The 20,618-nt window shown below is 63.9% G+C and carries 22 protein-coding genes; all 22 read left to right on the forward strand.

Going from position 1 to position 20,618, the window contains the following annotated elements; translation table 11 throughout:
* The first annotated feature begins 59 nt into the window (after positions 1-59).
* Positions 60-692, forward strand: coding sequence for a hypothetical protein (locus VNS12_RS14710; protein WP_325488604.1), 633 nt, complete (start codon positions 60-62; stop codon positions 690-692).
* The gene (locus VNS12_RS14715; protein WP_325488605.1) at positions 682-2,772 is read left to right on the forward strand and encodes a phage terminase large subunit family protein; all 2,091 of its coding nucleotides are present in this window, start codon (positions 682-684) and stop codon (positions 2,770-2,772) included. Before VNS12_RS14710 ends, VNS12_RS14715 begins: the two co-directional genes overlap by 11 nt.
* A 12-nt stretch (positions 2,773-2,784) precedes the next feature.
* Positions 2,785-3,024, forward strand: coding sequence for a hypothetical protein (locus VNS12_RS14720; protein ID WP_325488606.1), 240 nt, complete (start codon positions 2,785-2,787; stop codon positions 3,022-3,024).
* On the forward strand, positions 3,021-4,634 hold the full coding sequence (locus VNS12_RS14725) for a phage portal protein (protein ID WP_325488607.1): 1,614 nt from the start codon (positions 3,021-3,023) through the stop codon (positions 4,632-4,634). The genes VNS12_RS14720 and VNS12_RS14725 overlap by 4 nt, the downstream gene beginning before the upstream one ends.
* Positions 4,635-4,645: 11 nt before the next feature.
* Complete coding sequence (locus VNS12_RS14730; RefSeq protein ID WP_325488608.1) at positions 4,646-6,169, forward strand: S49 family peptidase; 1,524 nt, start codon at positions 4,646-4,648, stop codon at positions 6,167-6,169.
* An 81-nt stretch (positions 6,170-6,250) separates the two neighbouring features.
* Entirely contained in the window at positions 6,251-6,931 is a 681-nt protein-coding gene (locus VNS12_RS14735; RefSeq protein WP_325488609.1) for a head decoration protein, read from the forward strand.
* A gap of 77 nt (positions 6,932-7,008) precedes the next feature.
* Positions 7,009-8,067: a major capsid protein gene (locus VNS12_RS14740; protein ID WP_325488610.1), complete on the forward strand. Its 1,059-nt coding sequence runs from the start codon at positions 7,009-7,011 to the stop codon at positions 8,065-8,067.
* A 71-nt stretch (positions 8,068-8,138) separates the two neighbouring features.
* The gene (locus VNS12_RS14745) at positions 8,139-8,606 is read left to right on the forward strand and encodes a hypothetical protein (protein ID WP_325488611.1); all 468 of its coding nucleotides are present in this window, start codon (positions 8,139-8,141) and stop codon (positions 8,604-8,606) included.
* Positions 8,607-8,609: 3 nt separating this feature from the next.
* Positions 8,610-8,927 (forward strand): hypothetical protein, encoded by a 318-nt coding sequence (locus VNS12_RS14750; RefSeq protein WP_325488612.1) that lies wholly within the window; start codon positions 8,610-8,612, stop codon positions 8,925-8,927.
* Positions 8,927-9,574 carry a DUF6441 family protein gene (locus VNS12_RS14755; RefSeq protein ID WP_325488613.1) on the forward strand — a complete coding sequence of 216 codons (648 nt, stop codon included), beginning with the start codon at positions 8,927-8,929 and terminating at the stop codon, positions 9,572-9,574. The genes VNS12_RS14750 and VNS12_RS14755 overlap by 1 nt, the downstream gene beginning before the upstream one ends.
* Positions 9,571-10,020 (forward strand): hypothetical protein, encoded by a 450-nt coding sequence (locus tag VNS12_RS14760; RefSeq protein ID WP_325488614.1) that lies wholly within the window; start codon positions 9,571-9,573, stop codon positions 10,018-10,020. The genes VNS12_RS14755 and VNS12_RS14760 overlap by 4 nt, the downstream gene beginning before the upstream one ends.
* A 62-nt stretch (positions 10,021-10,082) precedes the next feature.
* Positions 10,083-11,063 (forward strand): phage tail tube protein, encoded by a 981-nt coding sequence (locus tag VNS12_RS14765; RefSeq protein ID WP_325488615.1) that lies wholly within the window; start codon positions 10,083-10,085, stop codon positions 11,061-11,063.
* On the forward strand, positions 11,063-11,485 hold the full coding sequence (locus VNS12_RS14770) for a hypothetical protein (RefSeq protein ID WP_325488616.1): 423 nt from the start codon (positions 11,063-11,065) through the stop codon (positions 11,483-11,485). The genes VNS12_RS14765 and VNS12_RS14770 overlap by 1 nt, the downstream gene beginning before the upstream one ends.
* Before the next feature lie 104 nt (positions 11,486-11,589).
* Positions 11,590-11,832: a hypothetical protein gene (locus tag VNS12_RS14775; protein ID WP_325488617.1), complete on the forward strand. Its 243-nt coding sequence runs from the start codon at positions 11,590-11,592 to the stop codon at positions 11,830-11,832.
* A complete protein-coding gene (locus VNS12_RS14780) occupies positions 11,819-14,044 on the forward strand; it encodes a phage tail tape measure C-terminal domain-containing protein (protein WP_325488618.1) in 2,226 nt (741 codons plus the stop codon). The genes VNS12_RS14775 and VNS12_RS14780 overlap by 14 nt, the downstream gene beginning before the upstream one ends.
* The gene (locus VNS12_RS14785; protein ID WP_325488619.1) at positions 14,044-14,403 is read left to right on the forward strand and encodes a hypothetical protein; all 360 of its coding nucleotides are present in this window, start codon (positions 14,044-14,046) and stop codon (positions 14,401-14,403) included. The genes VNS12_RS14780 and VNS12_RS14785 overlap by 1 nt, the downstream gene beginning before the upstream one ends.
* Positions 14,403-14,972: a DUF1833 family protein gene (locus tag VNS12_RS14790; RefSeq protein ID WP_325488620.1), complete on the forward strand. Its 570-nt coding sequence runs from the start codon at positions 14,403-14,405 to the stop codon at positions 14,970-14,972. The genes VNS12_RS14785 and VNS12_RS14790 overlap by 1 nt, the downstream gene beginning before the upstream one ends.
* Complete coding sequence (locus VNS12_RS14795) at positions 14,972-15,223, forward strand: hypothetical protein (protein ID WP_325488621.1); 252 nt, start codon at positions 14,972-14,974, stop codon at positions 15,221-15,223. Before VNS12_RS14790 ends, VNS12_RS14795 begins: the two co-directional genes overlap by 1 nt.
* Entirely contained in the window at positions 15,213-15,632 is a 420-nt protein-coding gene (locus VNS12_RS14800; RefSeq protein ID WP_325488622.1) for an NlpC/P60 family protein, read from the forward strand. The genes VNS12_RS14795 and VNS12_RS14800 overlap by 11 nt, the downstream gene beginning before the upstream one ends.
* Before the next feature lie 14 nt (positions 15,633-15,646).
* Positions 15,647-18,943, forward strand: coding sequence for a host specificity factor TipJ family phage tail protein (locus tag VNS12_RS14805; RefSeq protein ID WP_325488623.1), 3,297 nt, complete (start codon positions 15,647-15,649; stop codon positions 18,941-18,943).
* On the forward strand, positions 18,944-19,744 hold the full coding sequence (locus VNS12_RS14810) for a hypothetical protein (protein ID WP_325488624.1): 801 nt from the start codon (positions 18,944-18,946) through the stop codon (positions 19,742-19,744).
* The gene (locus VNS12_RS14815; RefSeq protein WP_325488625.1) at positions 19,744-20,613 is read left to right on the forward strand and encodes a hypothetical protein; all 870 of its coding nucleotides are present in this window, start codon (positions 19,744-19,746) and stop codon (positions 20,611-20,613) included. Before VNS12_RS14810 ends, VNS12_RS14815 begins: the two co-directional genes overlap by 1 nt.
* Positions 20,614-20,618: the final 5 nt, after the last annotated feature.

Below are 20,618 nucleotides of genomic sequence, written 5' to 3' on the forward strand. Positions count from 1 at the left end.
CGGGGCGTCTGAGGGCGGGGGTTTTTTAGTTTCGATCAAAATTGACAGGGTTGACGCCGTTGACGGACGCCAGCGTTACGGTTGACGCCGGGGCGCCCGACAATGTCTGGGTGTCGCTGGCCGAGGCCGCCAAACATCAAAAGGTCAGCCGCCAGGCCGTGCACAAGCGGGTGCGCGATCTGGTCAGCGCCGGCAGGCTCTCGACGCGACCGGGACCGCGCGGGACGGTGCTGATCAACCTGGTTGCGTATATGCGGGCGGTGCGGGAAGAAACCGACCCGGCTCAGTATCTGCGCAACGGCATCGACGCGCCGCTGTTTGCCGAGCCGGACGAGGATCCGCGCCTGGACACGACCGATCCGCTGCCCGACGGCCCGCTCTCGGATGGCGCGAGCTACCAGCAGGCGCGGGCCCGGCGGGAAGCCTTCAACGCCGAGAACGCCCGGCTCGATCTGGAAGAGCGCATCGGGCGGCTGGTCGATCGTGACGATGTCGAGGACCGCACGATGACCGCGTTCCGCAAGATCCGCGATCGGCTGTTGTCGCTGCCGGCCACGTTGGCCGATCGGCTGATCGCGCAACCCGATGCCGCCTCGATGCGGGTGGCGCTCGATAAGGAAATCCGCGCGGTGCTCGAAGCTGCCGCCCATGAGCTCGATGCCCTTGGGGCGGATGAGGCCGATGACGAGTGATCTGCACGCCACCAGCGAGCGGGTGATCCGGGCAGCCGGGCGGGTTGTCTTTCGCGGGGCGGCCAGCGGGATTTTGCCCGATCCGCGCGAGAAGGTGTCGGAATGGGCGCAGAAGCACCGCATCGTGCCCGAGATGGGATCGAAACCGGGACCCTGGCGCAATGAGACCGCGCCCTACCTTGTCGAGATCATGGATTGCCTCTCGCCCGATCACCCGTGCGAGCAGGTGGTGAACATGAAGTGTTCGCAGTCGGGCGGTTCGGCGGTGGCCGAAAACTGGATCGGCTTTGTGATGCACCGCACACCGGGGCCGATGATGTACGTTCAGGCGACGGTCAAGGCGGCGAAAGACTGGCATCAGGAAAAGCTCCAGCCCACGATCGAAGCCACCCCGGTGCTCGATCCCAAACGCGGGGGCGCTGTGATCCCGCAAAAGTCCCGTTCGGGTGAGGGCTCGACCTCGGAGCGTATCCGGTTCCGGGGCGGGTTCATGAACCTTGCGGGGGCGAACTCGGCGGCAAGCCTGCGCCAGCACTCGATCCGCTACATGGTGCGCGACGATCGCTCGGCCTGGACCGACAATGCCGATGGGGAAGGCGATCCCAAGGATCTGTCCGACGCCCGGCTCAAGACGTACCGCATTTTCGGGATGAGCAAGGTATATGACGTGTCGACGCCCAAATTCGAGGGTGCCGATATCGATGCCGACTATCAGCGCTCGGACATGCGGCGCTTCTACATGGCCTGCAAGAAATGCGGGGCGCTGACGGATCTGGTGTTTGAGGATCTCGTGCGCAATGAGGTTGCGCCTTACCGCTCCCATTTCCTGTGCCCCGAGTGCGGCGAAGCCCATTTCGAGCACGACAAGCCCGAGATGATCGCGGCGGGCGCGTGGATCCCGACGCGGCCCGACCCAGAAACCGGAGAAGTGCCGCCCAAGACGATCCCCGCCGCCGAGATCGAGGTCTGGCGTACCCGCGATACCGGTGTGCATCTGATCGTGGGGTTCGTGATCACCGGCGAGATGTCGATCTTCGAGCGCTGGGACAACCTTGTCGCGCGGGAAAAGGAAGCCGGGGACGATCCGGCCAAATTGCAGCCCTTCCAGAACTCCGATCTGGGGCGGCCGTACAAACCCAAGACCGATGTACCCGATTGGGAATCGCTGTCGTCCCGGCGCGAGGGCGATTGGCAACGGGGCGTCGCCCCTGCGGGCGTGCTCTATGTGACCCTGACCGTCGACGTGCAGGGCGATGGGATGTACTGGGCGTTCCTCGGCTGGGGGCCGAATAAGCAGGTCTGGCACCTCGATGCCGGTTTTTGCGCCGGAACCACCGATGTGGCTTTCGAGGGCGCGTGGCCCAAGCTCGATGCGATTGCCGATCGGGGTATTGATTTTGCCGGGGTTCGGGTTGCCGCCGACATGATCGGCGTCGATAGCGGGTACAATTCCGAACCGGTCTATGCCTGGGTCAAACGCCGTCACAATGCCCTGGCGCTCAAGGGTGAGGATGGCTGGACGAAGCTGCCGATTTCCCGCGCCCAGTCTGCCGAAATCCGCAAGACGGGCCTCTCCGCCGGCAAGGCCAAAAAGTTCGGCATCAAGGTCTGGCTAGTGGGCACCTGGGGCATCAAGGGCGCTTTGATGCATTATCTGGGCCGGTTGCCCAAAGAGGGCGAGACCGGGTTTCCGGTGGGCTATCAGCACTATCCGGCAGACGCCGAGGAAGAATATTTCCGCCAGCTGGTCTCCGAATATGTGATGACCGAAGAGGTGAACGGGGAAAAGCGCCGCCGCTGGAAAGCGCGTTACGCCAACCACTGGCTGGACTGCAACGTCTATGGCTGGGCGCTCACCCATTTCGTCGGGCTGTGGAACTGGGACGAAAGCCAGTGGGAAAAGCGCGCCCGTGAGCTGGCCGAGATGACCGCTTCGGCGGAACGCGATCTGTTCGGCCCGTCGGTCGCCGCCGTTCCCGGTGTCGTGCCGGTTGAACCGGCCACTGAAGCCCCAGCCCGCTCCGTTGGTTGCGGCCCCAAAGACGATGGGCTCGGCGCCCTCGCCAAACTCAATCGATAGGAGATGCGGATCGTGCGTTCGAGAGTCGAGATCGAGGCTGACCTGGCCCAGCTCTATGCGGCGCGCCGCAAGCGTCTGATTGGCGGGGCCGTGGTCGAAGTGACCCATGCCAGCGGCGGCACCAAAAAGGAAGTGGTCACGCTCGAAGAGATCAACCAGGCGATTGCGCTTTTGGAACTGGAATTGTCGCGGGTAACCGGGCAGCGGAGCAATCTGGGCCCGGTGCGTATCGGGTTTGGAGATCGTCCATGAGCAAGCCTCGCGTTCGGGTACGGGCCGGTGACAGTGTCGGGGCATCGCTGCGCCCGGTGGCCGCTGCGCCGCGCACGGCCTATGCCGCTGCCGATCAGGGTCATTCCGCGCTGGGCGGCTGGATGCCGCCGATGCAATCGGCGGATGCAGAATGGCTGCGCGATCGGGATGTGTCGGTTGCCCGGATCCGTGACCTTGAGCGCAATGACGGCACGGTCTCGGCGGGGATCGACCGGCAGGTCGATATGCTGGTGGGCGCGGCGCTGCGGCTCAATTCCAAGCCCGATCATAAAGCGCTGGGCATTTCCGCCGATGCCGCGCACGCCTTGGGGAAATCCATCCAGTCGATGTTTCGTGGCTGGGCCGATGATCCGATTTTCCGCTGCGATGCCGAGCGCCAACTGCCTTTCAACGGCCTTGCGGCCATGGCGGCGCGCGAATTTGTCGGGGTGGGGGAAGGGCTTGCCGTCATGCGGTTCCGGGACATGCCGGGCTGGTCCTATCGGACGTCCATCCACATGGTCGACCCCGACCGGCTGTCCAATCCCGCCGGCCTGCCGGACACGGAGTTTTTGCGCAAGGGCGTGGCCAAGGATGAGGACGGGGCCCCGATCGGGTACCACATCCGGCGCGGGCATCCCGCCGATGTGTTCGGCATGACATCGGACCCGTTCACTTGGGATTATTTCGAGCGCTGGCACGACACCGAAAATGGCTGGCAGAGGCCGGGTGTGATCCACCTTTATGACAAGCGCCGTCCGGGGCAGTCGCGCGGCGTGTCGCGGCTCGTGTCCAGCCTTGTCAAAACCCGCATGCTCAATCGCTATTCGGAAAACGAGGTGCGGGCGGCGGCCATCAACGGGTCGATCATCGGAGCGATCTATACCCAGCTTGGTGCCGATTATGCTGCAGAACGTCTGGGGACCGATGATCTGCACGGCACCGACTGGGGCGCGTTCAATACCCAGCGCAGCGAATTCTATTCCGATCGCTCTATCCTCAACGATGCGCGGCTGTTGACGCTGTTTCCAACCGATCGGCTCGATCTCAACACCCAGCCCCGCCAGACGGCGGGCTATCCGGCATTCGCGCGGTCCTTTCTGCAATCGTTCGCCGCTTCGCTCGGCATCTCCTATGAGCAGCTGTCGATGGACTGGAGCCAGACCAACTATTCCTCGGCGCGGGCGGCACTCAATGAGGTCTGGCGCGGCATCCAGCGGCTGCGGTCGGTCCTGATCTATGGCTTTGCCCTGCCTGTGTTTGCGACGGTGCTTGAAGACGCGCTCGACAACGACATGATCGAGATCCCCAAGGGCTGTGCAGATTTTTATGACCGGCCTGCAGCCTGGCTGCGCGCCGAATGGATCGGGCCGGGCCGGGGCTATATCGATCCGGTCAAGGAGGCACAGGCGAGCTCCGAGCGGATTCGGGGGCGCACATCGACGCTGGAGCGTGAGGCCGCCGAACAGGGGCTCGATTGGGAGCTGGTGCTCGAACAGCAGGCCCGCGAGCGCGACGAGCTAGAGCGCTACGGCCTGTCTGAGCCCCAGGCCGATCTGACGATCGTGCCGCGCAGCGACCTCGACGACCAGCGCGCCAACGCAAACTAGGATTTTCCGACATGACCGATCTCGACCTGGCGCTGCGGCGTCCGGGACAAATCCTGCTGCTCGAACGCACCCATGCGCTGGGCCTTCTCGATCGCATGCTGACGGCCCAGCGCCCGGGGCGCGGGCTGATCGGCAACGCGCTGTCGGCGCTAGGGCTGCGCCCATCCGCCAGCAGCGATATCCCGGAACGCCCACAGGTGTTGAGTCTGCCATCGCTGCCCTGGGCCGAGACTGCCGAGCAGGGCGAGGGGTATCTGATCGTTGACGGCATTGCCGTAATGGACATTGCCGGGGTGATGACCCCCAACGGTCATTACGATTGGTGGGAAGATCGCTGGACGGGCGGGTATGCCCAGATCGGCGCGAGTTTCGCCGCCGCCGAGGAGGACGACCGGGTGCGGGCGATCTTTGCCCGGGTCAATTCGCCCGGCGGGTTGGTCGATGGGTGTTTCGATCTCTGCGATCAGCTGGCCGCGCGCGCCAAACCCTTTCACGTCCATGCCCATATGGCCTGCTCTGCGGCCTATGCGCTGGCCTCGACCGCCGACCGGATCGACGCGCCGCGCGAGGGGGATGTCGGGTCGATCGGGGTTCTGATCACCCATTACGATATTTCCGACATGCTGGCCGAATGGGGCATCAAGGTCGAGGCCATCCAGTCGGGCGCGCGCAAGACCGATGGGGCCGAATGGAAGCCGCTGTCCGACGATGCCCGTGCCCATCTCAAGGGCGTTGTCGATCAGATCGCCCGGCGGTTCGTAGCGACGGTCGCCGATGGGCGTCCGATGACCGAAGACCAGATTCGCGCCACCGAAGCGCGCTGGTATCTCGCCGAACACGATGACCCCGACATGAGCGGGCTTGCCCTCGGCCTAGTCGATGGCATCGCAACCGAACGTGCGGCCTTTGCCGCGCTGCATCAATCCCTCGACACATCGGGGGCACCGGCGGCAGGGGCCGCTATTACGACAGAAGAGGAAGCAGATATGTCTCTTGCAGACCAGATTGCGGCCCTGCGGTCGAGGGCCGCCAGGGGCGACGCTGCCGCCAGGCGCCAGCTCAAATCGCTTGGCGTCCGGCTTCGGGCGGAAAAGGGCGACGACCCCGAATCCGAGACCGATGAGGACGATCGTGAGGCCGAGACCGAAGACGATCCGGAAGCCGAAACCGAGGACGAGGAAGCGGAAGGGGACGACGAGGATCCCGAAGCGGAAACCGAAGACGAAGAGGCCGAGGACGACGAGGAAGATCCCGCCGCCCATGCAACCGGAACGAAAGCCGGCTTTGCCCTGCTCGGCTGTTCCGAGGCCAGGGGGCGTGACGGGCTTGCACGGGAGCTCGGCCGCAAGGTCGGGGCCAAGAAACTGACCTATGGCGAGGCGCGCAAAATGCTAGCCGCAGCGCCCAAGGGATCGCGCCTGGGCAATGCCATGGCCGGGCGCGACAAGAACCCCGGAGCCTCCCATGGCGGGGCGGCGGCCTCGGCCAGGGGGCTCGCCTCGGCGGTCGATCGGTTCAACGCCCGCCGCAAATAGCCTTTTCGCACTCCCGCTCTGACCCGCCCCGCGCGCTTGCCGGGCGGGTCTTTTGTGTTCATCACCACAAGGATTGACGCCATGCTTGGCAAATCGTTTTCGGTCGCAGCCCCCAAGCTGCAGACCGCTTTTCTCAAATTCGAGGTTGACCCCCAGTTCACCCGCGAAACGCTGCCTGTGCTGGCCGGTACGCTGGCAAAACGCAGCATCGAGATCGGCACCCCGCTGGGGCTTGCTGCCAGCGGCGATCCCAGTGTTCTCGCTGTCGCGGATAATGTCGGCAACGGGGTCCTGACCCTCGCTGCCCCGGCTTTGGCAACGGGCGTGGTGCCCGGCATCTACCGGGCTGTGTGCACGGCAACGGATGCCGATGGCGGCACATTCGAGGTGTTCGATCCAGCCGATGTTTCCGTCGGGACTGCCGAGGTTGGCGATCCCTTCGATGGGGTTGTCAAATTCACCATTGCCGATGGCGACGAGGATTTTGCCGAGGGCGACACCTTCGAAATCCGTGTGCCGATCGGCACCATGGCCAAGGAATGGGACCCCGAAGCCACCGATGGCAGCCAGATTTTCCATGGCTTTGCGCTGATGCGCGCCAGTGCGCCGGTTGGCCAGAACAGCGCGGTGCTCGCCCTGGAATGCGGCCCGGCGATCGTGCTCGAAGACGAGATCGTCTTTCCCGCCGATCTGCCTGCCGAGCATCGCGCGGCGCTGATCGCAGCGGCTTTGGCCAAGGGCATCAAGGTCCGTCGCGGCTGATCCCGCGACGGCTCACCGGGCGGTCCGTCGCGATCAGCCTTTCGCTTTTTTCCTGATGAGAAAAGGACCGTTGAAAAATGGATCCGCAAGATTTCAACTTTCCCTATACCGCGACGGACCTCACCGAACAGGTCAATCGCATCCCCAATTCCTTCGGCCTGTTGCGGGCCATGGGGCTGTTCGACACCGAAGGGGTGATTTCCACCCTTGTCGAAATCCGGCTCGAGGACGGCATTCTGCGCGTGTTGCCCGCCAAGGAACGGGGCGCTCCGGGCACGCCGGCGGGCCGCGAGAAGGGCAAGACCATCTTCATGGAAGTGCCCCACTTCCCCCATGACGATCTGATCACCCCGCAGGATATCCAGAACCTGATGATCCTTGTGGGGCGCGCCAAGCGTCCGGCCACCCTCGACGATGAGATGGTCAAGCGCCTCGCCAATATCCGCAACAATCACGACATCACGCTCGAATATCTGCGGATGTGCGCGCTCAAGGGCGAGCTGCGCGACGGCAATGGTGTTCTGCTCTACGACCTTTACGAGGTGTTCGGGCGGACCAAGAAGACCGTCTATTTCGACCTCGCCAATCCCAACACCGATATCATCTCCAAATGCGATGAAGTGTTCGGCCATGTCGCCGACAATCTGCGCGGCGAGACCATGTCGGGCGTCGAGGTTCTGGTGTCGCGCGAGTTCATCAACACCTTCATCCAGCACCCCAAGGTCGAAAAGTTCTGGCTCGGCCACCAGGAAGGCATCCAGGCCATTGCGCGCGCCGAGCGTGAGCGGTTGGGCGGGCAGTGGGGCCGGGTGTTCGAGTTCCACTCGATCCTGTTCCGCGAATATTACGGCTCGGCCCCGGTGCGCAACGCCAACAACGAAGTGGTCAATGAGCGCTTCATCGCGCCGGGCATGGGCCATGGCTACCCGATCGGGACCATGGACACGTTCAAGACCTGGTTCGCGCCTGCCGACGACGTGCGGTTCGTCAACACCATCGGCGAGGAAATCTACATTTCTCCCGAAATCCTCAAGCACGGCAAGGGCATCGAACTGCACTCGGAATCCAATCCGCTGGTGGTGCCCAAGCGCCCCGAAGTGATGGTCGAGATCTCGGCTTCTGCCGGACCGAACTAGGCGGGCAAAACGCGATGAGCAGGGGCGCCATTGGCGCCTCTTAACGTTTTTCGAGAAGGTGAGACAGATCGATGGAAGACCTCAAGATCATCAAGGGAATCGGGCCGGCTCATGCCGAGGCCCTGGGCAAGCTGGGCATCGCCACCATTGCGGCGCTGGCCGCGATTACCGAGCCTGACAAATTTGTCGATGCAGCACTGTTCCGGGCCGAGGATTTGGCCGGCTGGATCGAAGAAGCGCAGAAACGTGTCGAGGATTCCGCCTCAGAGGAGCAGGGTGAGCCGCCGGCCCAGACCGATGCCGCCGGCGAAGAGGGCAAGAGGCCTGCAACGCGCAAGCGGCGCGCAAAGTCCAAAAAGCCCAGCGGGCCGCGTCGGTCGGTGGTGCTGCTGGTCGATGACAAGCAGCACGGATCCCGGGGCACCATCGTCAGCATCGAGGCCGATGCGGCAGATGGGTTGCGGGCTGAAGGCAAGGCGCGGCGGGCAACGCTCGACGATTTCCGCACAGCCGGAAAACTGCAACGGGCAGGCGGCTAGGCCATGCGCCGCGATCTCGTCCTCGACAGCTACCAAACGATCCGTGAGGAGCTGTTCGAGGACGTTGTCTATACCCCGGTCGGAGGCGAGCCAGTGGTGCTGCACCATGCCATCGCCGGCATCGAGCCGCGCTCGGAGCGCTTCGAGGTGTTTGGCGAAAAGCTGCGGACGGCGAGCCATCTAACCCGGGCGGCGCGGGCGGCCTTTCCCGATTTGCGGCGCGGAGACATCATCGATGATGGCGCGCGCTGGCAAGTGATCGATTTCGAATTTGCCGGGGATGGGCGGGTGGAAATCGTCATGGCGCTGGTGAGGATCTGATGCGACTGGTTGCGGCCAATTTCGGAAAGCTCGAAGAGCAGATAGCGCATGAACAAGCCGAAGCTGCCCGGGCGGTGACCTTTGGAACGGCCCAGGCGACAGAAGCGCTCAAGCTGCGCCTGCGCCAGCTGGTCCTTGCCAGCATGGGGTCGCGGCGGGTTGCCAATGCCTGGCGCAGTTCCATCTATCCGCGCCCGCCGGCGCGATCGCTGGGCCCCACCGGGCTGGTCTGGTCGAATGCGCCCCATATCATCGAAGCATTCTCCCGGACCCAAATGGTCCGCAGCCCCAACGGGTTTTTTCTTGCCATTCCCAGTCCGGACGCGCCCAAACAGTACATGGGCAAACCGGTGTCGCCCTCGAATTGGAACGAGGAACGATACGGCCCCTTGCGGTTCGTTTATCGCCGCACCGGACCCTCCTTGCTGGTTGTCGATGCGGTTCGGCGTACGGCATCAGGGAAGATTTCGCGCCGTATCGCCAATGATGGGCTCACCAAAACCGGAAAATACCGCAAGGGGTGGAGCACGGTGGTGATGTTTTTTCTCGTGCCCTTTGTCCGGCTCAAGCAGCTTTGGGATCTGGAGCATGAATACCAGAAGGCGGGTGACGACATGATCCGGTTCATCATTGAGGCCTGGCAATGAGATCGGTGCGAGAGCGGATTTTTGCGACGCTGCAATCGGGCCTTGCGGCCCCTGACCGGCCGATCCTGCGCAATGCGCCGATCCATGATCTAGGTGGGCGTTTTCTGTCGCTCTCGGATGGATCGACTGAGCTGATCGAGGAATATTTCAACCCCGAGCGCTTTGAATTTTCGCTGCGCCCGAAACTCACCCTGCTGGTGCTGAGCGCTGTGCCGGAAACCAGCTTTAACCCTGAAGATGCTGCGGCCCGTGATGAGGCCCTGGACGGGCTGATCGAGGCGATCAGCGTGGCCTTTTCTGCCATCTCGGACTGGCCGGATGAGGTGATGGACTGGCGCATGCTGCCACCCGAATTCACCACCCATGAGATCATGGGCGCCGCCGGCATGAAGGGCTGCGATATCGCCTTTGAGATCGACTACTGGAGCGACCGCCGCGAGGGCTGATCGCGGCGCTGCATATTCTCACCGGCATTGGGCCGGATGTTTTTTTCTGAAAGGATTGGACAATGACCAAACCGCGCGCGGTCGGAGCCGATGCCGTCCAGCTTATCGCCAGGGAATCTGACTATGGCACCGCGCCCGATGGTGTCGGCGGCGGAGTCTATGCCCGTTTGCCCATGCGATCCTATGGGCTGTCGCCGGAAACCTCGCTCGAAGAGGATCCCACCTGGAACCGGGGCACCCCGGACGCCGGCGATCCGGTGGAAGGGCCGATCACGGTCTCTGACAACATGATCATGCCGGCCTGTTCACGCGCCATCGGCGCGGCGCTGGCGCTGATTTTGGGCAGTCCCGATACTGAAGATAATCAGGACGACACCTATACCCACGTTTTTGCCTCGGGCCAGGAATTGCCCAGCTTTTCCATCCAGACCGGCCACCCCAAACTGTCGGTGCCCAAATGGCGGACGGTGCTCGGCGTCAAGGCCGGGGGCATCAATTTCGACATGAGCCGGACAGGGCGCGCGCTGCTGGAAATCCCGCTGATCGGGCAAAAGCAGATCAAGGATCTGACCGGTGCGCGCGATGCGACGCCTCTCCAGTTCGATTATCTGCCGTTTGATAACATCACCGGCTCGATCACCGTCGATGGCGATCCGCTGGCCAGTGTCACCGCGGCGCGGTTCGCGTTCTCCAATGGGTTGGAGCCGGTCGAGACCATTCGCGCCGATGGGGTGATCGACGGGATCGACGAGGGCGAACGGACGGCCTCGGGCTCTCTCGACGCACGGTTTGGTATCGACGCCACGCTTGAGGACCTGGCCGATGCCAAAACGCCCTGCGCGCTGCAATTTGCCTTTGCCCTGCGCCAGTACCCCACCCGTCGTCTGGTCTTTTCGCTGCCTCGGGTGTTTCTGTCCAATCCCAAAATCCCGATCACCGGGCCGGGCGGAATTTCGCAAAGCTGGCAATGGCGCGCGGCTCACGATGCCGATCTTGGCTATCTGCTCGGCGTCACGCTGATCAACGACGTTGAGGCGTACTGATGCGGATTTCGGTGCAACCCTCCACAAGCCCGGTGGCCATCCCGCTCTATGATGGCGGGGTGGTGATGAGCCTGCCGGTCAGCTCGCCCGTCGTCTATGCGGCACGGGCGCGGGCCGATGCGCTGATCGTGGTGCTGTCGGAAAGCGGGGAGGCGGTGACCAGGGCCGGCGGACATGTGCTGGGCGTTCCCGACCTGTCCGACCCCATCGAGCGGCAGGGCGTCTGGGACGCGATGTTTGCCCTGTCGCTGGCCGAAATGCAGATCATCGGCTGGGACGGCATCGTGGACGAGGACGGAAAGGACCTGCCGTTCAAGGCGGATAACATCGTCCATCTGATGCTCGATGCCCGGGCGGCGGATCTGTATGTCAGCCAGGCCATGGCCCCTTATCGCAAGAAGGAAACGGAAAAAAACGTCTGACGGCCCTTGCCCATTGGCATTTTGGCAAGGGCCGTGGCGAGGATTATTGCGCCGGGTGCAAGGCGGCGGGCGAGGCCTGCGCCACCACAGCGCCCGGCAGCTGCATGTATGCGCGCAGCGCGCCGCAAACCGATGCCGGGCGGATGGCCTGGGGCCTGTTCAAGGATAATTGCTGGCGGGCTCGGGTGGCCGGGCTGGGCGCTGTCGTTGGCGTTGAACTCGACATGCCGATCGAGCAGCTGACCCAAGCCGGTGTCGGGCGCCCTCTGGCGCAGGATCTGCTAGTGGCCTGCGAGATGGGGTTCGTTGCGGCGGTGAACGAGAAGGATGGCGATGACCAAGGGTGAGAAAGAAGTCGGCATCCGCCTTTCCGTCAAGGACAAGGAGGTGGCGACCCGCAGCCTGCAGCATTTCGGCAAGGAGGGGTCGAAGGCCCTTGAGGAAATCGAAAAGGCCGGCCGGCCCGCATCCGATAGCCTCAAACTCGTCAATTCGGCGGCACAGGGCGCTCAGGATTCGCTCAAGGGACTGGCCGGAGAGGCCGGCACGCTGGGGCGCCTCCTGTCGCGTGGCGGCCTGCTGGGGCTGGGTATCGCCGGGCTGATTGGCGGGTTGGTGCTGCTGGGCAATAAGGTGGTGGAGGTCTCCCGCGAGCTGCGCGAGATCGAGGAGGAGGCGCGCCGATCGGGGCTGGGCGTCGAGGCCTTCCAGGAAATGACCTATGCCGCCTCCCAGCTCAATGTCAGCCAGGACGCCGTCAAGGATGGCTTTCGTGAGCTCTCCATCCGGGCGGGCGAATTTGCCGTTTCCGGGGGTGGGGCGGCGGCAGAGGCGTTCCGCCAGATTGGCCTGTCCCAGGCTGATGTGCGGGAGGGTCTGAAAGACACCGAAAAGCTGTTCGATAACATCATCACGCGGCTGGGCGAATTCGGGCGTCCCGATCAGTTGCGGATGTCGGGGCAGATCTTCGGCGGGCAGGGGGGTGAAGAGTTCATCTCCATGATCGATGCCGGGGCGGCGGCGATTGCCCGGTTTCGAGCCGATGCCCAAGAGCTCGGGATCGTGATGCACAAGGACATGTTTGAACGCGCGCGCGAGGTCGAGACCAAGTTCGCCACCGTTTCGAGGGTGATCGACACGCAATTGAAGTCTGCCTTCATGGAGCTGACCCCCATTATCGTGGAGACGGGAAACTTCATCGTCTGGGTTGCCAGCGTCATTCGCGACATTGCCGACGCCATCGCCTTTATGCGCGGGGAAATAGACAAGCTTTCAACCCGGAATCTGGAAGTTCGGCTGATCCAGCTGGGTGGTGAGCGGGTGGAAATGGAGGGGGAGCTTCTCTCGCTGCAAACCGACGACTGGCGACCGGTTAACGATCCGTTCGGCACCGCCGGCGAGATCGCCGCCCAGGCCCAAACCAATCGCATGACTGCTCTGGAAAATGGCCTGAAGGCGATCGAGGAAGAAGAGCACCGGATCATGGCCATTCTGGAGGGCCGGGAGTCCGAGCGATCGGCACCGGTTACGGCTCCAACGCGTACAGCTAGTGCCGGCGGGACGGATGAACTGGCGCAGCAGGCAGAGCGCTTGATCGAGCGTTTGCGCTCCGCCTCGGACGAATATGCGCGCACCATGGACCAGCTCAACGCCATGCTGGCGCGGGGGCTGATCGATCAGGAAACCTATAATCGCGCCGTGGCCGAAGCAGTGCTCAAGCGCGCCGAGGCGGTCGATACCGAGGCCGATTATGCCCATGCCCTCGCGCTGGTGCAAAAGGCGCTCGCCGACGGGATCCTCACCGAAGCCCAATATACCGAGACCGTCGAGGAGATGACCCGGCGGCGGCTGGAGGCCCAGAACGATTGGACGGCAGGGTTCCAGTTCGGGATGTTGCGGATCGTCGAGCAGAACCGGGACCTGGCCGCCCAGGTGGGCGATGCCTGGGCCTCGGCGTTCTCCAAGGCAGAGGATGCGCTGGTTTCGCTGGTGACCACCGGGAAAGCCGATGTGAAAGACCTCGCCAATTCGATCATTGCCGATCTGTTGCGGATCGCCATCCGTCAGGGGATCACCGGCCCGATTGCCGGGTTCTTGGGGAATATGTTTGGGGGCGGGGGTGCGGGCTTTGCCCCGATTGGCGTGCCGGTCGCTCACTCTGGATGGACGGTGGCTCGGGGAAACCCGCCCGCCACGCGGGCTGCGCTGGCCGGGCTCGACCGGTTCCACATGGGCGGGCTCAACCGGCGCGAACGCCTTGTGGTTGCCGAGGAAGGGGAGGGCATTTTTACGCCGCGCCAGATGGATAATGCCGATGCGCTGTTTCGCGGGATGATGCGCGCCCTTGAAAGCGCGATTGGGCGCTCCGGTGTCCAGCAGGGCAACCGGGTGGAGATCCACAATCACACCGGAGCCGAGGTGCAGCACGAAACGAGCACCGGTGCCGATGGCATCGATATCGACCGTGTCATTATCGGCACCGTCAATTCCGGACTTGTGCGTGGTGATCTCGATGGATCGCTGCGCAGTGTGTTCGGGTTGAAGCGAGGTGGGCGCTGATGGAGATCTGGCCCGCCGATGTGCCCCATGAACCGCTCGCCAATTCCTTTCAGGGCGATGCCTTTCGCGCGCCACTCGCCACCGAAATGGAAGACGGGCCAATCCGTGCCCGACCGCGCTCGACGCTGAAAATCGCCACGCTGCGGTTCTCGATCCGGATGAGCAATGAGGCGTTCGACATCTTTGCCGCCTGGGTGGACGCCGATCTCGTCCAGGGCGTGCTGCCGTTTTCCATGCCCGTCTGGAAGGGCGGGGCCTATGTGACGCGCACCTGCCGCTTGCGGGAGCCCTATCGGGACAACCCCGGTCATGGCCTGCGGCACCGGGTGTCTGTTGTGCTCGATGTCGAGGATTACTGATGAGCGACTGGACCACTGCCTATGAGGAAGCGCTGGCCTCTGCGCCCGCCGATACGTTCATCATTTCCGGGCTGGAGCTGATCCATCCCCAGTTCGTCGATTTCGAAGACAATCAGGATTCGATCCGGATCGCGCTCGATGAGCGGGCCTGGACGCTGGAGCACGAAGCCATGGCCCCGCTGTTTGGCGGGAAGCAAAAGCGCTACGACCCGCTGGCCATGGATATCCGGCTACCCGAGCAGAGCGAGACCAGTTTCGGGACGCTGGAATTAAAGCTCGACAACGTCCCGCGCTCGATCTGGCCCTATCTGCAAAAGGCGGCGCGGGTGCGCGCTTCAGCCACGGTAATCTTTCGGCAATGGGTGGCGGTGCGCGATCTGGGCACCGGTACCTATGCCTGCGACGGCCCGCCTGACATGATTTATGACCAACTGACCATGAAGGTGGTGCGCGCCACCCAGCTGCAGCTTTCGGGCACGGCCGGCTTTGTGGATTTGCTCAACAAGGCCTTTCCGCGCCGCAGTTTTGACCGCGACAGCTTTCCGGGCCTGCACGGGGTGAGCACTTGATGGCGATCACCAGAATTGAGAACGGGGCGCCGCGGGCCGCCTTTGTCGCCGCGATCGAAGCGGTGATCGAAAAGGGGCTCGGCGCTGGTGCGGCCGGCGGGCTGGAAAATTACGGTCAGGTGCGCATGGCGCTGAACCAGATCTCCGCTGATCTCTCGCTGCCGCAGATCGAGAACGGCGCGCTGCTGGCTGAGGTGCGCGCCGCGATCAATGAGATCATCCATGCGCTGGAAGGCCACAATGATGGCTGAGGCGGAGCGGGCGGCGGTCCTTGCCGCGCTGCTTGGCTGCCCCTACAGGCTCGGGGCGCAGGGGCCGGAGGCCTATGACTGCTATGGCGCGGCACGGGCGCTGCAGCGCGGGCTGTTCGGGCGCGACATGCCCAGATTCGCCATCCCCGGCACGGCGGGGCGCTGGGCTATCGCGGCGGCGATCGCCGCCCATTCCGAACGCGAAAACTGGATCGAGATCGGAGCGCCCGAAGATGGGGCGCTGGTGACCATGGCCCGCCACCAGCAGGGCTATCACATGGGCGTCTGGCTGGCCGACGATGATGGCCTGGTCATTCACGCCGTTGAATCGGCAGGCGTCGTCGCTTCCCGGCTGATCGAGCTGGAGGCCGAGGGCTGGCGCAAATTCCGGTTCCATCTGCCGGCATAAGGATCAAAATTCCGATGAGCATTTCTCTTCCTGCATGCTGTGCGGGCGGCAAAGCCGTGCTGTTTACCGGCCCGTTTGGCGCGCCCGACCGCGTGATCGGTCTGCCCCGCCCCATGACCATCGCGGAAATCGTCGCGCTGCATGGCCTCAATTTTCGCCTGCCCACCATCGCCATCATGGATGGCGAGCCGGTGCTGCGCACCCAATGGGCCGTGCGCATGATGCGGGCCAGCGATGTTTTGGGCTTTGTCGCCATTCCGGGCAATTCGGGCGGCGGGGGCAAGCAGATCATCGGGCTGGTGGCGGCGATCGCGCTGGCCATTGCCGCGCCCATGGTGGGCGGCTGGGTGGCCGGCAGCGTGATGGGGCTGACCGGATCGGCCTTCACCATCGGGTCGAGCCTTGTGTCGGGGCTGGTGCTGGCCGGGGGGTCGTTCCTGGTCAACATGCTGTTCCCGCCCGTCGATCCCGGCCCGGAAAAGCGCCCGCAACAGGTCTATCTCGCCAATGCGGCTTCGAACCAGGCGACGCCCTTTGAGACGATCCCGGTGCTCTATGGCCGCGAGCGCTTCCCGCCCCGTTTTGCCGCGCGGCCCTATTCCGAATTTCAGGGGAACGATCAGTTCCTCTATCAGCTGTTCGCCATCACGCTGGGCAAGGCCGATATCGAGCGCATCGATATCGGGGAGACCGAAGCCTGGAACGCCGATGGGGGCTATAGCCCGAGCTTTTCCGATCTGGAAATCGAGATTATCCAGCCCGGCGAGGCGGTGACGCTGTTTCCGGCCAATGTGATCACCTCGACCGAAGTCGCCAACCAGACCGTGCCCGATCCGCCCGACGTGCTGGGGCCGTTCGTCGTCAACGCGGCGGGAACCGAGATCGACCGGATTGCTGTGGATTTCATGTTCCCTGGCGGGCTGTTTGCCTATGGTGACAACGGCAAGATCAAGAAACACGCGGTCAGCCTGCGCGCGCAATATCAGCGGATCGACGACGCCGGCGCTCCGATCGGCGGCTGGAGCACACTCTTTGCCTCGCGCTTTGAAAAGGCGACACGCACGCCCCAGCGTCTTTCGCGCTCGGTCAAGGTTACCGCCGGACGCTATCGGGTGCGGTTTGACGCGACCCAGGCATTTTCGAAGTCCGACAAGGTGATTTCGACCGTGCAATGGGCCGGGTTGCGGGGCTATCTCACCGGGTTTGTAACGCCGCCCAATTGCACCCTGCTGGCCCTGAAAATCCGCGCCAATGAACAGCTCAGCCAGGCCTCGGCCAGCCAGATCAGGGTGACCGCATCGCGCTACCTCGAAGTCTGGAGCCGCTCGCAGGGCGCGTGGATCGAGCAAAAGACCGCCTCGATCGCCTGGGCCGCCGCCGACATCTTGCGCAACGAGGATTATTCGATCGGGCTGCCCGACACGCAATATGATCTCGATTGGCTGGCCAGCAAGGCTGATCTGTGGGCCGGCCGGGGCGATGAATTCAATGGGGTGTTCGACCGCTCCTGGACCGCGTCGGACGCTTTGCGTGCTGTATTGCGGGTGGGGAGGGCGCAGCCGGTGCGGATTGGCGGCAAGATCGGCTTTACCCGGCTGGAGCCAAAACACATCAAGCGGGCGGTGTTTACGCCCCGCAACGTGGTGCGCGGCAGCTTTCAGCACGAGCTGGTGCTGTTTGATGAGGACAAGCCCGACCATGTGGTTGGCGAATATCGCGACCGCTCCGTTTGGGACACGCGCGAGGTGCGCGCATCGCTGGCCGCTATCGGCTCGGACGCGCCGCAGCGGATCGAATATTTCGGGATCACCGATCACGATCACGCCTGGCGCGAAGCGGTGACCGACGCCGCCATCAATGCCTATCAGCGTGAGCTGGTCGCCTTCACGGCGGAATGGGAAGGCAAGATGCTGGTGCGGGGCGATCCGGTGCTTGTCCAGCATCCATTCATCGAGGAAGTGGCGACCGCGGCGCTAGTGGATCGTGTCGGCCGCACGCTGACCATCGATCGGGACTATGCCGGCGATGTGTGGGACGATAGCGCGCTGTGGTTTGACCTCGACCCTTGGGAGGGGGCTAGCCCCGAGCGCTATGTGATCCTGCGCGACAAGCGGGGGCGGGAGTGGGGCCCGTGCCGCATTGAGGCGTTTGAAGGGCGCACTCTTGTCCTCGATGCCGATGATCTGGTTACGGTGCATAATCAGATGGGCAGCCTTGATGGCTTGCTGGCTGGTGCGCGGCAGGAGCCGGCGCATGTGTTGATCTGTGCCGGAGAGACGCGCCCTTTCAACGGGCTGGTGGTCTCCGCTGCGCCCAACGGGCCGGACCGGGTCGATATCGTCACCGTGATCGATGCGCCGGAAGTCTATATGGCCGATGGCGAGGAGGTAATGCCCTCACCCTGGACGCCGCCAACCCTGCCGCCGGCGGTGCCGCTACGCCCGATCATTTTGGGGCTTTCGGCCGAGCTGCGCGCCACCGGCGCCGGGTTGGAGCTCGATGCCGCCTGGCAGCCAGCCATTGGCGCGACAGGCTATGTGGCCGAGGTCAGCTATGATGGTGAGGAGAGCTGGACGCCGATTTTCCAGGGTGAGGCCAACCGGTTTGTCGTCCCGGTGCTGCCGCAGCTCCTGACCCTGCGGGTGGCCGCGATCGGAACGGTCCAGGGCCCGTGGGTGATCCGGGAGTTTCTGGCCGGGGAGGTGCCCGATATCAGAATCCCCAGCCACTGGCTGGACGTTGATCTTTCGAACCTCGCCCGCGACGTGCTCGACCAGATGGGCCTCAAGCCGCGTGAACTGGTCGAGCGGTTCAAGCAGCTTGGTACCTTGCTCGAAGAGGTGGACCGGGAAAACTACACCAAGCGTGAAGCCCTGTTCCGCGAGATTACCGTTGAGCTGGAAGGGCTGGAGGCGAGCTTCACCGAAGTGATCGAAGTGGCGCTCAACCCGGAAGCCGATTCAGCGCTGGGGCGGGCCATTCAATCGCTTCGGTCGGCGCTGGGCGGAAGTTCGTCTGAGATCAATGTCATGTGGGACACTCAGGCTGCACCTGCGGGCTTTTCGGCCCGCTATGCCATCCAGGTGATGGCCAGTGATGGTTCACTGCGGCTGGCCACCATGTTCCTCGACGTGCCCGAAGACCCCAATGAGGCGACCCGCATCGGCTTTATGGCTGACAACGTGGCGTTCTTTCTCGCCGATGGCACGCCGGTGGCGCTGTTTGATGCCAATGGCGATTTCCGCAACCCGACCGGCACCGTCAAAATCTCGATGCTGCAAGACGGCGGCGGCGCATTCAGCTTTGGGTAGATGATAGCAGTTCTTCGTGGCTTTCCCGCCGAGGGCATCGTTGCGTGTTTCGACGAGGCCCCCGGCGGCGGTGACTGGCGGGACATCAATGCGCCCCGCAATGCGCCGGCGAAAAATCCCGCTGCGCATGTGTCCCGTGTCCATTGGCATTCGGAGTTCTTCCAGTACGAGTTGGCCATGCCGATCCAGACGGTGACGGTGGAGCATCCGGCTCTGGCGGGGCGCTCGATCTATTGGGGCTATAACCTCGTTTATGACGGCAACAACCCGGTCTCAACGACCGGGTATCTCGTGCCCGGACGGGTGGCGACGGCCTCGCACACTCTTGTCAATCACGGGCTGGACTATGTGCCGCTGGCCTTCGTTGCCTATGGTGGCCGCATGCTCATGCCCGGGGTGGCGGTGCAGACGGCCAGCGCTGGTCGCAGCCGTTTCGTCTCGCCCTACATCACCCCGGGCGCTGTGGGGCTGCGGGAGGTCTATAATTCCTCGTCCTCGGGGCTGGGCGCAGTCAGCCGGGCGTATCAGGTGATGGTGTTTCGGGTGCCGGTCGAGGACGCATCGCTGCCGCTGTTCAGTGGGGGTGGCGGCGAAACGATCATCGGGCGCGGCAAGGTCCGAACCAGCCGCACCTATGCGCGCCGGGAAGGCGGCGGCGCGAGCCCCTTCAACATCGATCAGGCCCGCACTGTGGACCTTAACAATGGCCGGGCGCGGATTGCCACCGGCGGTTCGGTCACGACAGAGGCGGGTTATGGCGGCGCGTTCACGGCACCGCCCTTTGTGCCGGTGGGGGTGTAATGGGCAGGGTTCACAACGAAAAGCCCGGCGTCATCACGGTAGAGGGCGACGGCGGGGAGGTCCGCTGGTCGTCCGAGTTCCCGCCGGTCAACTTGCTGCCGGAGGCCGACTGGATCGATACCAGCCTCAGCGTGGCGTTCCCGGATTTCTCCAAGTTCGTCAATTACAGCCACAACCGGTGGTACAACCCGCCCTCCTGGCCGGGCACGGGGCCGTGGCGGCCGAGCACGTCGCAGGACACCTGCGTCTCTCTGACGATGATCGAGCCGGAGAACCGGGTGTTGGGACCGACGACCATCGGCACCATCCCGGCGGGGGCCAATTATATCGATGTGCGGGTGCGGCTGAACCGCACCAAATCCCCGTACACTTTCCGCGACCAGGGCGTGCCCCCGCTGATCCCCAATGAATGGGTGAGCCTGCCGGGCGGCTCGTGCCTGGTTGAGGCCACCGAGATCTGGCGGCGCTCATTCGATATCGTTCTGTCTGGAAATGAAGTGCAGTTGGTCCGCCGACAGTCAGTGATCGATCCGGGGCCGGTCTCGGCGCAACAGCCTGGCAGCCCGCAGGACAATGGTCGGTTGCCCTTGTCGGGGGCGGGCGGCGACCCTTGGGGGCAGAGCAGCTACCAAGGCTGGGGCTGGATTTCTGGCAGTACGTTTGCTGGCTCTTACCGCAAGGGGCACCCTGCGGCGCTGATCCAGCACAAACCACCCAGTGCCAATGGTGGGCTGGGTGGGGACACGCCGCAATATGGCGGCAAGCACCCGCGCCGCTTCAACGCCTGCTCGATCAACAACAGCGCCCACGACTTTTCTTCCACCTATACCGGCCAGATCGTGATCCGGCCTGGCTACATCAGGACATAGACCAG

The sequence above is a fragment of the Pelagibacterium sp. genome, assembly GCF_035555455.1.
In the GTDB taxonomy this organism is placed as follows: domain Bacteria; phylum Pseudomonadota; class Alphaproteobacteria; order Rhizobiales; family Devosiaceae; genus Pelagibacterium.